Source organism: Mycobacterium sp. HUMS_12744610 (assembly GCF_041206865.1).
GTDB classification, from domain to species: domain Bacteria; phylum Actinomycetota; class Actinomycetes; order Mycobacteriales; family Mycobacteriaceae; genus Mycobacterium; species Mycobacterium servetii.
Map to the genome: position 1 here is coordinate 1,346,413 of NZ_JBGEDP010000001.1, position 15,505 is coordinate 1,361,917.

12 protein-coding genes and 1 pseudogene are annotated in these 15,505 nt (G+C 68.0%); 8 read left to right on the top strand and 5 right to left on the bottom strand.

The annotated features are described in order from the left end of the window. Nucleotides 1-43: 43 nt before the first annotated feature. The 3 genes from AB8998_RS06830 to AB8998_RS06840 all read left to right on the top strand — a co-directional run bounded on the left by AB8998_RS06830 (nucleotide 44) and on the right by AB8998_RS06840 (nucleotide 5,284). Nucleotides 44-2,326, top strand: coding sequence for an ATP-dependent DNA ligase (locus AB8998_RS06830; RefSeq protein ID WP_369737168.1), 2,283 nt, complete (start codon nucleotides 44-46; stop codon nucleotides 2,324-2,326). After that, nucleotides 2,323-4,272 (top strand): fumarylacetoacetate hydrolase family protein, encoded by a 1,950-nt coding sequence (locus AB8998_RS06835; protein ID WP_369737169.1) that lies wholly within the window; start codon nucleotides 2,323-2,325, stop codon nucleotides 4,270-4,272. The genes AB8998_RS06830 and AB8998_RS06835 overlap by 4 nt, the downstream gene beginning before the upstream one ends. 214 nt (nucleotides 4,273-4,486) lie before the next feature. Next, entirely contained in the window at nucleotides 4,487-5,284 is a 798-nt protein-coding gene (locus AB8998_RS06840) for an enoyl-CoA hydratase/isomerase family protein (protein WP_369741454.1), read from the top strand. A gap of 77 nt (nucleotides 5,285-5,361) precedes the next feature. On the opposite strand, the gene AB8998_RS06845 is transcribed toward AB8998_RS06840, so the two are convergent. The 4 genes from AB8998_RS06845 to AB8998_RS06860 form a co-directional block, all read right to left on the bottom strand. Beyond that, nucleotides 5,362-6,228: an LLM class flavin-dependent oxidoreductase gene (locus AB8998_RS06845; RefSeq protein ID WP_369737170.1), complete on the bottom strand. Its 867-nt coding sequence runs from the start codon at nucleotides 6,226-6,228 to the stop codon at nucleotides 5,362-5,364. A 91-nt stretch (nucleotides 6,229-6,319) separates the two neighbouring features. Then, the gene (locus tag AB8998_RS06850; protein ID WP_369741455.1) at nucleotides 6,320-7,036 is read right to left on the bottom strand and encodes an STAS domain-containing protein; all 717 of its coding nucleotides are present in this window, start codon (nucleotides 7,034-7,036) and stop codon (nucleotides 6,320-6,322) included. Between the two features lie 442 nt (nucleotides 7,037-7,478). After that, nucleotides 7,479-8,735 carry a DUF4873 domain-containing protein gene (locus AB8998_RS06855; RefSeq protein ID WP_369737171.1) on the bottom strand — a complete coding sequence of 419 codons (1,257 nt, stop codon included), beginning with the start codon at nucleotides 8,733-8,735 and terminating at the stop codon, nucleotides 7,479-7,481. Continuing rightward, nucleotides 8,711-9,616, bottom strand: a complete 906-nt coding sequence (locus tag AB8998_RS06860) for an AurF N-oxygenase family protein (RefSeq protein ID WP_369737172.1) — start codon at nucleotides 9,614-9,616, stop codon at nucleotides 8,711-8,713. Before AB8998_RS06860 ends, AB8998_RS06855 begins: the two co-directional genes overlap by 25 nt. A gap of 101 nt (nucleotides 9,617-9,717) precedes the next feature. Between AB8998_RS06860 and cobF the strand changes: the two genes are divergently transcribed. The 5 genes and pseudogenes from cobF (at nucleotide 9,718) to AB8998_RS06885 (ending at nucleotide 14,082) form a co-directional block, all read left to right on the top strand. Next, nucleotides 9,718-10,461, top strand: a complete 744-nt coding sequence (gene cobF / locus AB8998_RS06865; protein ID WP_369737173.1) for a precorrin-6A synthase (deacetylating) — start codon at nucleotides 9,718-9,720, stop codon at nucleotides 10,459-10,461. A gap of 4 nt (nucleotides 10,462-10,465) precedes the next feature. After that, nucleotides 10,466-10,708: pseudogene (locus tag AB8998_RS06870) on the top strand (DNA-formamidopyrimidine glycosylase family protein); the annotation flags it as partial. A gap of 132 nt (nucleotides 10,709-10,840) precedes the next feature. Beyond that, complete coding sequence (locus AB8998_RS06875; RefSeq protein WP_369741456.1) at nucleotides 10,841-11,329, top strand: zinc finger domain-containing protein; 489 nt, start codon at nucleotides 10,841-10,843, stop codon at nucleotides 11,327-11,329. A 246-nt stretch (nucleotides 11,330-11,575) separates the two neighbouring features. After that, nucleotides 11,576-13,222, top strand: coding sequence for a group II intron reverse transcriptase/maturase (gene ltrA, locus AB8998_RS06880; protein ID WP_369736766.1), 1,647 nt, complete (start codon nucleotides 11,576-11,578; stop codon nucleotides 13,220-13,222). A gap of 110 nt (nucleotides 13,223-13,332) precedes the next feature. Further along, nucleotides 13,333-14,082, top strand: a complete 750-nt coding sequence (locus AB8998_RS06885) for an SDR family oxidoreductase (protein ID WP_369737174.1) — start codon at nucleotides 13,333-13,335, stop codon at nucleotides 14,080-14,082. Nucleotides 14,083-14,170: 88 nt separating this feature from the next. Here the strand turns inward: AB8998_RS06885 and AB8998_RS06890 are convergent, their stop codons facing one another. Then, nucleotides 14,171-15,490: a DUF2236 domain-containing protein gene (locus AB8998_RS06890; RefSeq protein ID WP_369737175.1), complete on the bottom strand. Its 1,320-nt coding sequence runs from the start codon at nucleotides 15,488-15,490 to the stop codon at nucleotides 14,171-14,173. Nucleotides 15,491-15,505 lie beyond the last annotated feature (15 nt).

Sequence of the window (15,505 nt, forward strand, 5' to 3'; positions counted from 1 at the left end):
TCGACGGTACCGGGTTCCACCGCCCGGCAAGTACGTTGACACCATGGGGTCCACGGCGCGGGCGCGGGTGAAGCTGACCAACGCCGACAAGGTGCTCTACCCGGCCACCGGAACCACCAAGGGTGACGTGTTCGACTACTACACCCGCATCGCCGAGGTGATGATCCCGCACATCGCCGCTCGCCCCGCCACCCGCAAGCGCTGGCCCAACGGCGTCGACGAGGACTCGTTCTTCGAGAAGCAGCTGGCCTCCTCGGCGCCGGGCTGGCTGCCCCGCGGCAGCGTCACGCACCGGTCCGGGACGACGACCTACCCGATCATCGACAGCCCGGACGGGTTGGCCTGGATCGCGCAGCAGGCGGCGCTGGAGGTGCACGTGCCGCAGTGGCGGTTCGTCGCCGAGTGGACCCGCAGCAGGGCCGAGGAGCTCAAACCGGGGCCGGCCACCCGGCTGGTGTTCGACCTCGACCCGGGCGAGGGCGTGACGATGGCGCAGCTGGCCGAGGTGGCCCGTGCCGTCCGCGACCTGATCGCCGATATCGGACTGACCACCTTCCCGCTCACCAGCGGCAGCAAGGGGCTGCACCTTTACGCGCCGCTGGCCGAGCCGGTCAGCAGCCGGGGCGCCTCGGTGCTGGCCAAACGCGTTGCGCAGCAACTGGAAAAAGCGATGCCCAAGCTCGTTACGGCGATCATGACCAAAAGCTTGCGCGCGGGAAAGGTGTTCTTGGACTGGAGCCAGAACAACGGGGCGAAAACCACTATCGCGCCCTATTCGCTGCGCGGGCGGCAGCATCCGACGGTCGCCGCGCCGCGCACCTGGGAGGAACTCGACGACCCCGCGCTGACCCAGCTGCGCTACGACGAGGTGCTGGCCCGCGTCGAGCGTGACGGCGACCTGCTGGCTCCGCTCGACGCCGATGCGGCCGTATCGGATCGGCTGGCCAAATACCGCAGCATGCGCGACGCCGCCAAGACTCCCGAACCCGTTCCGGCCGCCGGACCCGCCCCCGGGCGGGGCAACACGTTCGTCATCCAGGAGCACCACGCCCGCCGGCTGCACTACGACTTTCGGCTGGAGCGCGACGGGGTGCTGGTGTCGTGGGCGGTGCCGAAAAACCTGCCCGAGACGACGTCGGTGAACCACCTGGCGGTGCGCACCGAGGACCATCCGCTCGAGTACGGCGGATTCGAGGGCGTCATTCCCAAGGGGGAGTACGGGGCCGGCAAGGTGATCATCTGGGACTCGGGGACCTACGAGGCCGAGAAGTTCCGCGATGACCCCGCCGAAAAGGGCGAGGTGATCGTCAACCTGCATGGCAACCGGATCTCGGGGCGCTATGCGCTGATCCAGACCAACGGCGCCCAGTGGCTGGTGCACCGGATGAAGGATCAGAAGTCCTTCGACTTCGACGAGATCGCCCCCATGCTCGCCACGCACGGCTCGGTGGCGGCGTACACGGCCGGCCAGTGGGCCTTCGAAGGCAAATGGGACGGCTACCGCCTGCTGCTCGAGGCCGACCACGGCACGTTGCGGCTGCGGTCCCGCCGCGGCCGCAACGTCACCGCCGAATATCCTCAATTCGCCTCCTTGGCAGCGGATCTGGTCGACCATCACGTGGTCCTCGATGGCGAGGCCGTCGTTCTGGACACCTCCGGTGTGCCCAGCTTCCACGCGATGCAGAACCGCGGCCGCGGCGCCCAAGTCGAGTTCTGGGCCTTCGATCTGCTCTACCTGGACGGCCGGTCGCTGCTGCGTGCCCGCTATGAGGACCGGCGCAAACTGCTGGAGACGCTGGGCGGCGGCACCAATCTCGTCGTTCCGAAACTGCTGCCCGGCAACGGCAAGCGGGCGCTGGAGTATTCCGCCGCGCACGGTTGGGAGGGCGTGGTGGCCAAGCGGCGCGACTCCGCCTACCAGCCGGGCCGGCGGTCGGCGTCGTGGGTCAAGGACAAGCACTGGAAAACACAGGAAGTCGTCATCGGCGGCTGGAAGGCCGGGGAGGGCAGGCGTAGCAGCGGCATCGGTTCGCTGCTGATGGGCATCCCCGGCGCCGACGGCCTGCGTTTCGCCGGCAAGGTCGGAACCGGTTTCACCGAGCGGGATCTGGTGAGCCTGAAGGAGACGCTGGCGCCGCTGCACACCACCACGTCGCCGTTCAGTCCGCCGTTGCCCCGCAGCGAGGCCAGGGGGGTGACGTTCGTCGAGCCGGTGCTGGTGGGCGAGGTGCGCTACAGCGAGTGGACCCCCGATGACCGGCTGCGCCAGACGAGTTGGCGCGGCCTGCGGCCGGACAAGGAACCGAGTGAGGTGGTGCGGGAATGAAATGGGTGACCTATCAAGACGACGACGGTATACGCACCGGGGTCGTGTCGGATGACAACATCCACGCGATGCCGGCGGGGGTGACGCTGCTCGAGCTGGTCGGGCGTGGCGTCGATGGCTTGCGGTATGCAGGCGAGGAGGCGCTGCGTTCCCCCGCGGTGGTCACCCCGGTGGCCGAGGTGCGGCTCATGGCGCCGATCCCGCGCCCGCCGTCGATCCGCGACACGCTGTGCTTCCTCGACCACATGCGCAACTGCAAGGCCGCGATGGGCGCCGACCGGATGCTCGCCGATGCCTGGTACCGTATCCCAGCGTTCTATTTCGCCTGCCCGGCAACGGTTCTCGGGCCCTACGACGACGCCCCGATGGCGCCCGGCAGCGCGTGGCAGGACTTCGAGCTGGAGATCGGCGCGGTCATCGGCACCGGCGGTAGGGATTTGACGGTCGAGGAGGCCGAACGGGCCATCATCGGTTATACGATCTTCAACGACTGGTCCGCGCGCGATCTGCAGCAGCTGGAGAGCCAGCTGGCGATCGGGCAGGGCAAGGGCAAGGACAGCGGGGTGACGCTGGGCCCGTATCTGGTGACGCCCGACGAGCTCGAGCCGTTCCGCGACCTCACCCGTCCCGGCCGGCTCGACCTGGAAGTGACAGCCCTGGTCAACGACACCGTGATCGGTTCGGGGTCCACCGCCCAGATGGACTGGACCTTCGCAGAGGTCATCTCCTACGTGTCGCGCGGCGTGATGCTCGCCCCCGGCGACGTCATCGGCTCCGGCACCGTGCCCACCTGCACGCTTGTCGAGCACCTCAATCCGGTAGCGCTAGAATTGTTTCCGGGTTGGCTGCACGATGGCGACGTCGTCACCCTGCGGGTACAGGGGCTGGGGGAGACCCGGCAGACCGTGCGCGCCAGCAGGCCGCCGCACCCCCTGGCCGCCCGGCCCAACCCGGACGCCGCGCCAGCTCCACGCCGGGTCAACCCGGCCCCCGCGCGAGTGACCTACACCCGCGGGCTGCACGAGGTCGCCGAACGGGTCTGGGCATGGACCCTGCCCGACGGGGGATTCGGCTGGAGCAACGCCGGGCTGGTTGCCGGCGAGGGCGCCTCCCTGCTGGTGGACACGCTCTTCGACCTGGCGTTGACCCGCGAAATGCTCACCGCCATGAGGCCTTTCACCGATCGAGCGCCGATCACCGACGCGCTGATCACCCACTCCAACGGTGATCACACCCACGGCAACCAGCTGCTGGACCCTTCGGTGCGGATCATCGCCGCCAAGGACACCGCCGAGGAGATTGCCCACGGACTGGCGCCGGAGATGCTGGCGATGGTGCAGAACGCCGACCTCGGGCCGATCGCGACGAAGTTCGTGCGGGACCGGTTCGGGTTCTTCGACTTCGGCGGCATCAGGGTGCGCAATGCCGATCTGACCTTCGACCGCGAGCTGAGCATCGACGTCGGTGGCAGGCGGGTGGAACTGCTCAACCTCGGCCCTGCCCACACCGCCGCGGACTCCGTGGTCCATGTGCCCGACGCCGGCGTGCTATTCGGTGGCGACCTGCTGTTCATCGGCTGCACCCCGATCGTGTGGGCCGGCCCGATCGCCAACTGGGTGGCCGCCTGCGACGCCATGATCGCCTTGGACGCCCCGATCGTCGTTCCCGGCCACGGCCCGGTCACCGACCCGGACGGCATCCGCGCCGTGCGCGGCTATCTCACGCACGTCGCCGAACAGGCCGAGGCCGCCTACCGCAGGGGACTGTCGTGGGCCGAGGCCGCCGACACCATCGATCTCGGCGAGTACGCGAGTTGGCTGGACGCCGAGCGCGTCGTCGTCAACGTCTATCAGCGTTACCGCGAACTCGACCCCGAGACCCCGCAACTGGAGGTGATGGCGCTGCTGGTGATGCAGGCCGAGTGGCTGGCCAAGCGGTCGGCGTGAGCCGCGAAAGTGCAACCAGCTAAGCGCTTCCCGAGAAGAGGCGCCGGTAGTCGCACTTTCGCGGCCCAGGCCCGCGCGGATCAGCGGCCCCCGGGCCGCGGTTACCATCGTGGCGGTCGCGCCAACGTGTCGCCCTCGGTTCGTGCCATCGTCATTCCGTCACATTCGTGGTCGGATGAAGACCGAAATCGCCTACGGTTCGGTTATGCCCGCTGTGGAACTCAACACCCTCGAAGACAACATCGCCTGCCTCACCCTCAACCGTCCCGAACGCCTCAACGCGATCGACGGCGCGCTGATCGACGGCGTGGACGACGCCCTGACCGCGCTCGACGGCGGCGAATTCCGGGCGGCGATCCTGACCGGTGCAGGACGGGGGTTCTGCGCCGGAGCAGACCTGAGCGGCACCGGCGAGCCGTGGACCAAGCCCCGGCCGACCACGCCGCCGTTCAAGGTCAACTACGACGCACAGGTCCGGCTGGCCGACCTGTTCACCCGCCTCTACGAACTGCCCATCCCGGTGATCGCCGCGGTCAACGGCGTCGCTGTCGGCGGCGGGTTGGCGTTCGCGCTGGTCTGCGACGTGCGGGTCGCCTCCGAGCACGCCCGGTTCGGGTCGGCGTTCATCAAGGCCGGCTTCTCCTCGATGGACATGGGCACCAGCTACCTGCTGCCCAAGATCGTCGGCGCCGGGGTGGCCCGGGAACTCATGCTGACCGGCCGCATCATCGACGCCGCCGAGGCGTACCGGATCAAGCTGGTCCACGAGGTGGTGGCCCCGGACGACCTGATGCCGGCCGCGGTCGAGGTGGCGCGCTCGATCGCCGCGAACAACGCCTACGGCGTCTGGCAGACCAAGATCGGCCTCAACGCCGCGCTGGACGCGCCCAGCCTGCGGCATGCCATCGAGCTGGAGAACCGCACGCAGATCCTGAGCGGATTCACCAACAACCCGGTCGAGGCCGCGATCGCGCACCGGGAGAAGCGGGCCCCGAAGTGGGATCCGCTCTGATCGCCGCGCTTGCGAGCGCCACGGTCTAGATGGCGGCGGCCCGCTGCGCCCGGCCTTCGCCGCGCTTGCGACCGTCGCTAGACCTTGGCGATCACGTTCTCGGCGAACATCTCCAGGTTGCGGATCTTGGTGTCCAGCGGCTCGGTGTCGTTGCCCTTGATGTAGGGGATGCGGAAGCCCACGATGACGTCGGTGACGCCCTTGTCCTCGAGCCGCTTGATGCCGTCCGCGGTGTAGGCGTCGGCCGAGATGACGTGGATTTCGAACGGGCCGGTCTTGCCGGCTTCGTCCCGGTACCGCTGCAGCTTGGCGATGAGGCCGTCGAGTTCCTCGGGGGCCCCGCCGCCGTGCATCCAGCCGTCCAGCCGCGCGGCGCGCCGCAGCGCAGCGTCGGCGTGACCGCCGATGAGGACCGGGATCGGCTTCGTGGGTGCCGGGGTCATCTTGGTCTTGGGAATGTCGTAGAACTCGCCGTGGAACTCGAAGTACTCGCCGCTGGTGAGGCCTTGGACGATCTCGATGCACTCATCCATCCGCTTGCCCCGCTTGGCGAACGGGACGCCCATCAGCTCGTAGTCCTCGGGCCACGGGCTGGTGCCCACCCCGAATCCCACGCGGTTGTCGGTCATCGCGGCCAGCGAACCGATCTGTTTGGCGACCAGGGCGGGCGGGCGGATCGGCAGTTTGAGGACGAAGAAGTTGAACCGCAGCGTCGACGTCACCGCACCCAACGCCGATGTCAGCACGAATGTTTCGATGAACTCCTTGCCGTCGAGGAATTCGCGGTTCCCGTCGGGCGTATACGGATACTTCGAATCGGACTCAAACGGATAGGCGATGCTGTCGGCTATCGTCATCGCGTTGTAGCCGGCCGCCTCGGCGGCTTTGGCCAGGGGGATGTAGTACCGGAAGTCGGTCATCGCCTCCGCGTAGGTGAACCGCACGTCATCTGCCTTCCTGCAACGGGTCGTCACACGACATTAGAACGTGTTCTAGTTTGACCCCGCCTCGGGGCGCAGCACAACCAGTCGCGGCTTACAGCTGGTTCTCGGGCCCGATGACCGCCCAGACGGTTTTGCCGGTTGCGGTGGGGGCGCTGCCCCATGCGCGGGACAACGCGTCGACGATCGCCAGGCCGGAGACGTCGATGCCCTCCTCGGGGGGCGGCAGCCGCACCGCGGGGGTGTTGCTGCCGTCGGACACCGCGACGGTGGCGGTGGCGCCGTCGCTCTCGACGCGCATCATCGGGACGCTGCCGGTGTGCTCGAGCACGTTCTCCACGAACACGTTGACCACCACCAGCGCGACCGGGATGAGCGCGGGCTGCGACCACTCGGTCAGCCACTCGCGGACCAGCCGTCGTGACTCCCGAAGGCTGGTCAGGTTGGCCGGTAGCTCGGCGTCGGCACGCCGTACGCTGCGACGGGTCCGGCGCCCGAGCGCCCTGATCGCGCCCTTCTCGCTCGAATACACCGGCATCAGGCGGGCCACGCCGCTGCGGTCGATCGCATCCCGATTGGCGCGCCGAGCGCACACCAGCACGATCGGGACATCGACCCCCGGGTGAAGCTGCCAGCGCGCGCCGATGAAGGCCGCCCACGCCGACTCCGCGGGCACTCGAAGCGCGGTCACGTCGAGAATGAGGGCGGACGGCTTGTCGAGGATGGTCCGCACGACGGCGTCGCGCAGCGCCGCGGAGTTGGCGGTGTCCAGCACTCCATCGACGGTGAGCACCGCCACCGACTGGTTCATTCGCCCGTCGACGATCAGCGCACTCACCGCAGCCGCCCCCCTTCGCACGTCAGAGCTTCATCGTCGCTGACGGGCAGGCGCGACCCGGCGATCTACGGGCGCGCGTGTCCCGATTGTGATTGAAACGTGGGCATTCTGGTGGTGCCGTTCTCTGCCATGGCTCTCCCCGCATTCCCGGTTGGCGAACTGCTCGAGCAACCAGGTCGGCTGCGCGGACTCGCGCGCGCCGAAGCCGCCATGCATCAGCGGGTGCGCAGGGCAGAACTCCCCCGGCCCCGCCCGCCCGGGACCTCGGCCGCTTGCGCTTTCGAACATGCCGTCTCGCCCAGGTCGCTCGCGTCGGCACTGAACCCCGAGCCCCCGGCGGTGCGTGGCCACCTCCCGATGAAAGGTGAGGCTACCCCACGGCGTTCCGTTGCTAAACCGGATCGCCGCGCCGGGTTCAGTTACCGCCGAGCGGGTACGGCGGCGCGCCGACCCCGGCGATCGAGTGGGTGCCCCACGGGGTCTGCTCGGTGATCCGCGCCGGCGCGCTGCGCTCGCCCACGGTCAGGGTCGCCGTCTGTGCCCGGCTGAGCGCGTCGTCCGGCAGTGGCTCGGACGGAGAACCGAAAACCGTTCCCTGCCAGTGGTATCGACCATCGATGGGATCCAGCCGGCCGGCAAGCCGGACGCGTACGGGGTGCGGTGCGCCCGCGAGCATCAGGGTCGCCGCACCGTCGTAGATCTCCCGGTCCTCGCGTGGGGAGCCGTTCGACAAGTCGAACGCCCGGGACACCGGCTGGGGCTGGACGGCCCGCACGTAGACGCGCTCGTTGAACACCTGCTGGCTGCTGCGCCGCACCTCGATGCGGGTCGCTCCGCTGTCGGTCAGGAGACGCACGCATTCGGCGACGTAGCGTGCCTGCGCGCCTGTTTCTTCTGCGCTTGACCCGCCGCCGAGGACGAAATAGTTGGGGAAACCGTGCATGGCGACGCCGAAGTAGGGTTCCGTGCCGGCAGCCCAGTCGTGCCGCAGCGTCACGCCGCCGACACCGACGACGGTCGCACCGGCGCCCGGATCGGCGGGTGTGAACCCGGTGGCGTAGACGACGGCGTCGGCGGGGTGGTCGACGCCGTCGCGGGTGCGGACACCGGTGGCGGTGAGGGTGTCGATCGCCGACCCCACCAGGACGGGCCCGGATTCGCGGGGTGTCGCGCCCGGCCGGAGCCGGCGGTGTAGCCAGCGTCTGGCGCGGGTCGACGGAAGTGGCAGCTCGGGGACCGTCCGGCGCGGCGCGTGCGCGAAGACGGTGACCGACGCCGCCCGTGCCAGCCGTCCGATGTGATGGCCGGCGACGGAGTCGGCGCCGACGAGCGCGATGCGCTTGCCAGCCGGATCGAAGCCGGCGTCCCAGCTCGCCGCGGCAAACGACGCTCCGCGGAACTGGTCTCGCCCCGCCAGCTCCGGCACCCATGGGCTCAGCAGGGCTTCGCGGGCGGCGACGACGACGCGGGCCCGCACCACGTCGCCGGAGGCCGCGTGCAGCGACCACGTGGCGCTCGCCTCGTCGAACACCGACCCGACCACGCGGCTGGCGTCGAGTTCGAGGAGGTCGGTGACTCCGGCGGCCGTCAACTCCGCGGCGGCGGCACCCGCGCCGACGACGACGACGCGGCGGTCGGGTTCGTGCGTCACAGAAACCTGGTGCGCCGCCATCCGCGGCGCGCCAGCGGACCGAACAGGCCCACCTCCGTCAGGAACGCCGCCAGCGGGGCGAAGCCGGACACCTGCACCTCGTGCCGGTGCCGGCTGCTGCGCGCGGTCGCCTGTGCCCGCTTGGCGTCCAGACCCGTGCGGGCGTAGGGGATCGGGTTGGTGAACAGGTAGCGGAAGAAGTACCCGCCCAGCCCGTTGATGTTGGCCATGAACCATCTGTTGAACCGCGGCATCTCCCGCACCCGCTTGCGGGCGCCGTCGCGGGCGAACTGGATGTGGCGGGCCTCCTCGGTGACGTGAATGCGCATGAGCCGCTGGATGATCGGCTGCAATTCCGGATCGTCCATCATCTGCCGCTGCAGCGAGTCGAAGATCTCCTCGCCGATCAGGGCGGCCACCCACAGCATCGAGCCGTACTGGAAGGCCAGCGGCATGGTGTTGATGATCATCCGCTGCAACCGTCGCGGGCGGACCGGCTTGGCGCCGATGCGTTCGATGGCCTTGCCGAACATCACCATGTGCCGCGTCTCGTCGCCCATCTCGGTCAGCTTGTAATGCGTCGAGGAGCTGGTGGGGTCCTCGTGCAGGATGGTGCGCAGCAACGACTGGTTGAGCATGTTCTCGAACCAGATGCCCGCCGACAACGTGTTGACCAACTCCTGGCGGGACAGCTCGATCTGTTGCTCGCGGGTTATCTCGTCCCACATCGGCGTGCCGTACAGGGACACGAATCGCGGTGGCAGATAGAACTTGTCCGGGTCCAGCGGTGCGTCCCAGTCGATGTCCACGACGGGTTCGTAGGACTTCTTGACCGAGCCTTTGAGCAACCGATCCGAGAACTCTTCCCGACTCGGCCCACCTGGCTTCACCGCAGTGGTCATCGCTGCTGTCCCTTCATCGGACCTTCAGACGGTACCCATGGTATCGGGTACTTGGAGTCCCCGACTAGCCCTTCGCGGTTTCGATTCGGTTGACTGACCCCGTGAGTCGGCACATCCACGTCATCGGCATCGGAGCCGGCGACCCCGGCTACGTGACGGTCCAGGCGATCGAAGCGCTCAACGACACGCAGGTGTTCTTCGCGATGGACAAAGGCGAACAGAAAAGCGACCTGGTGGCCCTGCGCCGGGAGATCTGCGCCCGGTTCATCCGCGAGCCCGGCTACCGCTTCGTCGAGCTGGCCGACCCGAAGCGCGCCGCCGACGGCGAGTATCGGGAAGCGGTGTCGGACTGGCATGCGGCCCGCACGCGCATCTGGTCGCAGGCCATCTCCGAGGAGCTGGGTCCCGACGGCGTCGGCGCCTTCCTGGCGTGGGGGGACCCGTCGCTGTACGACAGCACGCTGCGCATCCTCGAGGCGGTAGCGGCCGACGTCGAGTTCAGCTTCGATGTCATCCCGGGCATCACCGCCGTGCAGGCGCTGACGGCCCGGCACCGCATCCCCCTCAACGAGGTCGGCGAACCGGTCCTCATCACCACCGGCAGGCGGCTGCGCGAGCGCGGCATGTCGGGCTCGGCGGTGGTGATGCTCGACGGTGACTGCGCGTTCCAGACGTGTCCGGCAAACACCCGGATCTGGTGGGGTGCCTACCTCGGGACGGACGACGAGCTGCTGGTGGCGGGGACCGTCGGCGGGGTGGGTGCGCGGATCGCGGCGTTGCGGGCCCGGGCCCGCGCACGGCACGGCTGGATCATGGACACATATTTGCTCAGAGCGGCAGACTGAAGAAGTGCCCGAACTGCCCGAGGTCGAAGCGCTGGCCGACCATCTGCGCCGCAACGCCGTCGGCCTGACGATAGGCCGCATCGACGTCTCCGCGTTCTCGGTGCTCAAGACGTTCGACCCGCCGATCGGTGCGCTGCACGGCCAGGCCGTCGTCGGCGCCGATCGGTGGGGCAAATACCTGGGGCTGCACGCCGGGGAGCTGTGGTTGATCGCTCACCTGTCGCGCGCGGGCTGGTTGCGCTGGTCTGACAAGCTGGCCGCCGCGCCGCTGCGCCCGGGCAAGGGGCCGATCGCGCTGCGGGTCCATCTGGGCACGCCCGGCGAGGCGCCGGGCTTCGACCTCACCGAGGCCGGCACCCAGAAGCGGTTGGCCGTGTGGCTGGTCGAGGACCCGAAAGCGGTTCCCGGCATCGCCACCCTGGGCCCGGATGCGCTGGAACTCGGTCCCGAGGAGCTGGCCGGGGTGTTGGCCGGCAACATGGGCCGGATCAAGACCGTCATCACCGACCAGAAGGTGATCGCCGGCATCGGCAACGCCTACAGCGACGAGATCCTGCACGTCGCCAAGATTTCGCCGTTCGCGACGGCGGGCAAGTTGTCGGCCGACCAACTGGGCACCCTGCACGACGCGATGGTGTCGGTATTGACGGACGCGGTGAGTCGCTCCGTCGGCCAGGGCGCAGCGATGCTGAAGGGGGAGAAGCGCTCCGGGCTGCGGGTGCATGCCCGCACCGGCCTGCCGTGTCCGGTGTGCGGGGACACCGTGCGTGAGGTCTCGTTCGCGGACAAGTCGTTTCAGTACTGTGCGACCTGCCAGACCGGCGGCAAGGTGCTGGCCGACCGCCGCATGTCGCGGCTGCTCAAGTAGTCGCTATGCTGCCCGGGTGGTGCGTCCTGAAAGTTGGATTGGACTAGCGGGTGGAAGTCCCGTCCCGGTAGGTACCGGAGCGCCGGGTAGCAGGCCCCGGTTCGTTGGAGAGATCTGGCGGGCTGAGCGGGGTGTCGAGAGCCTCTTTGGAGGGAGCAAGTGTGCGGGCCGTAGCGTTAAGCGAACTCTGCAGCCTCGTCACAACCACAATGGGAGAGCCGAGCCGCTCATTTCACGGCGAAGGCCATGTCCGGCGAGCCCTGGTCCGGGGTCAGCTTGTCGGGTCTTCCCGGGGTATGGGTGGCGGCACGTGCACATAGTCTGGTTCGGAACAGGAGAGACCCGTCTGCCTGGCCTTCGTCGGGCAAAGACCAGGGGTATAAGCCGATGGTGAAATCCTTTGGAGGGCAGCGGGAGTCCGATGGGGTCGTAGTACCGCGGATCGGCGTGCAACATAACGCGCCGGGAGGGAAGGGCCCCGACTTTGATCATGCGCGTGAAGTGGGTAAGCGTGAGGGCATGGCCGGGTCTGCCCGGTCCAACTACCCCGGTGGGCTATCGCCTGTCGTAGCCGACGAGGAGCCGTTGAGTTGCTCGCCGGTGAAAGTGCGACAACTGCAACGCACGCTATGGGCTGCGGCCAAGCAGTCGAAGGGTCGGCGTTTCCACGTCCTGTATGACCGTATCTGTCGGGGTGACGTCCTGGTGGAGGCGTGGGAACGAGTGCGCAAGAACAGGGGTGCGGCCGGGATGGATCGTGTCACTCTGGTCGCGGTGGAGGATTACGGCGTGGACCGCATGTTGCGTGAGTTGCGCCATGACCTTTGCGAGGGTGTGTATCGTCCCGCGCCAGCCAGGCGTGTGGAGATTCCGAAACCACGAGGTGGTGTGCGGCCGTTGGGGATTCCCACGGTGCGAGACCGGGTGGCTCAGGCGGCGGCCAAGCTGGTGTTGGAACCGATTTTCGAGGCGGACTTTCTGTCGTGCTCGTATGGGTTTCGGCCGAAGCGGTCGGCGACGATGGCGATGGAGCGGTTGCGTACCGGGTTCATCGAGGGTCATCGGTTCGTGGTCGAGTTCGACATCGCCAATTTCTTCGGCGAGATCGACCACGAACGCCTGCTTGAGTTGGTGGGCAGGCGGGTCTCGGATCGCAGAATACTCAAACTGCTGCGTTTGTGGCTGCAAGCAGGGGTGTTGGTCGACGGGGTGGTGACGCGGACGGTCGCGGGCACCCCGCAGGGCGGGGTCATCTCCCCGCTGCTGGCTAACGTCTTCCTGCACGTGCTCGACACTGAACTGTCCGCCCGCGGGGTGGGTGAGTTGGTGCGCTACGCCGATGACGGTGTGGTGCTGTGCCGATCGCAGGCACAGGCGAATGTGGCTCTGGAAGCGGTGGGAGAGATCCTGGCGTCGTTGGGGTTGCGGCTGCATCCGGAGAAGACGAAGGTGGTCGATCTGCGTGAGGGTCGTGAGGGCCTGGATTTTCTGGGTTGTCATTTCCGGGCGCGCATGTCGGGGCGGTTGTGGGAGCAGCAGCGCATTGTGCGCTACTACCTGCACCGTTGGCCCAGCCAAACGGCGATGGTGCGGCTGCGGACGAAAGTTCGTGAGCGTACCGGTCGTCACCGGGTCGGAGCCGATATTCGCGATGTGATCGCGGATCTCAATCCGATCTTGCACGGCTGGGGCAACTACTTTCGGACCGGTAACGCCGCCGAGAAGTTCCGTCAGATCGACTGGTATGTGAATAGTCGGCTGTTCCGCTTGATGGTTAAGAAGCGGGGCCGCAACCTACGCGCAGGCCAGGCCGATCAGTGGACCGAAGCGTGGTTCAACGGGCACGGCCTGCACCGGCTTCGTGGCACTATCCGCTACCCGAAGGCTGCGTAACCATGTCAAGAAGATCATCGGTAAGCCGTGTGCGGGAAAACCGCATGCACGGATTGAAAGGGGGATGGGGAAACGGGTCTGCTCTGCGGACACCGCGCCCCTGACTACCAATGACTCGTCAGAAGATCCTGATCACCGGCGCCAGCTCCGGCCTAGGCGCCGGGATGGCGCGTTCCTTCGCGGCCAAGGGCCGTGACCTGGCGTTGTGCGCCCGTCGCACCGAACGACTCGACGAGCTCAAAGGCGAACTGTCACAACGGTATCCAGGGATCAAGATCGCGGTAGCGGCGCTGGATGTCAACGACCACGAGCAGGTGCCCAAGGTGTTCGGCGAACTCGGCGACGAGATCGGTGGCATCGATCGCGTCATCGTCAACGCCGGCATCGGCAAGGGCGCCAAGCTGGGCTCGGGCAAGATGTGGGCCAACAAGGCGACCATCGAGACCAACCTGGTCGCCGCCCTGGTGCAGATCGAGACCGCGCTGGAGATGTTCGCCAAGAGCGGCTCGGGCCATCTGGTGCTGATCTCCTCGGTGCTCGGCAACAAGGGAGTGCCGGGCGTCAAAGCCGCCTACTGCGCAAGCAAAGCCGGTCTGAGCTCACTGGGCGAGTCGCTGCGCGCCGAGTACGCAAAAGGCCCCATCAAGGTGACGGTGATCGAGCCCGGATACATCGAATCGGAGATGACGGCCAAGTCGAACAGCACAATGTTGATGGTGGACAACGAAACCGGCGTCAAGGCGCTGGTCGAGGCCATCGAGCGCGAGCCTGGCCGGGCCGTGGTGCCGCGGTGGCCGTGGGCGCCGCTGGTGCAACTGATGCGGGTCTTACCGCCCCCGCTCACCAAGCGGTTCGCCTGACCCTTCCGCAGCTCCCGTCGCCGAGCGTGCGTGTCTGTACGCGACACTCCGGGCGCGCGCGTACAACTGCGCACGCTCGCGCCAGGGGTCAGTGCGGCACCGGGGTGTAATGTGCCGCGTCGGTGGTGAATTCGGGCTTTCCGTAGGTCGCGAGCCGCAGCTTGAGCAGCCCGATGACGTACGCGTCGGTGATGTCCCGAAGCACCGGAATGCGGCTGGCGTGGCTCACCGCTGTGAAGCGCCCGAGGATGAACGGCGCGGTGAGGGCGATGCGCAGGAGATCGGTGGCCTCGAGGGAAACGCCCATCGCCTCGGCGATCTCGCGGTCGCCGTTGCAGAAGGTGCGAACGAACGTGAGCTTGCTGAAGCTCTTCTCGACCGCGTCGGCGCACCGGTCGAACAGGGTGGTGTCGGGGCGCAGATAGGCAGCCATCGTGCCGCGGACGAGCTCTTGGCAGATGGCGTCGAACCCGTGGCGCAGCAACGCCGATCGCGCGTGCATGACGTGGACGATGTCGGCGGGTTCGGCGGGCAGCAGTTCCTCGGGCAGGCCGAGCAGAAAGCAGCGGTACCTGGCGAATTCGACGACGGCGCGTTCGGCGGCGGTGAACTCGCTGCGGCCCTGCTGGCGCGCCTTGCGGGCCAACAGGTATTGGCCGATCATCCCGGCGGGCATCTGGTCGACCTGCGGAACCGGCATCCCGTAGACCGCGACGTCCCATTTGTCCGACTTCTTGAGCGCGTTGTAGCGGACCATCGAGTGCATCAACCGGACCATGGCGGCCGCCTCGAACCCGGGGCCGTAGCGGTCGAGTGCTCCGGGGAGCGTGGTGACGGCGAAGAAACTGGCCGTCTCGTTGACCCGCCGCGCGGCCCGCTTGCCCGACAGCGCGCCGGTCAGGGCCATCGGCAGCGCGGCATAGGTGTTGGTGAAGGTCGCCACGAAGGCTCCCCGCGTGATGAACGGGGCCAGCAGCGCCGCGGGGATGCGCTCCTGCCGGGCGCCCTCACGGACCAGGTCGAAGTCGATCCACTCGGGGGTGGCCTCCATGGCGGCGATGAACGCCGCGAGTTCGGGGGGCGCGTCGGGCACGGCCTCGATCCCCTTGCGGCAGGCCGTCTTGAGCATGTCGATCAGGTGCGTGACGCTGTGCGTGGTCATCAGCGCGGCATAGGGATCGGCCACGACGTCGCCGAGCATGGTGGCCGTGCTCATCAGCTCGACGACGCGCTCGTCGTCGAGGATCGTGGCGCGCTCGGCGATCCAGGCGGGCAGGGCCGATTCGGCGTCGGGCTCGGTGGCCAGGCGGTCCGGTCGCCGGTCGAAGTCGAAGTCCCCGTACAGCTCGGGCTGCAGGTCGCGTTGGCTCCGGACCCGGCGGGCGAGCTCGGGGTAATACGCGACCATGACGACCTCCCGGGT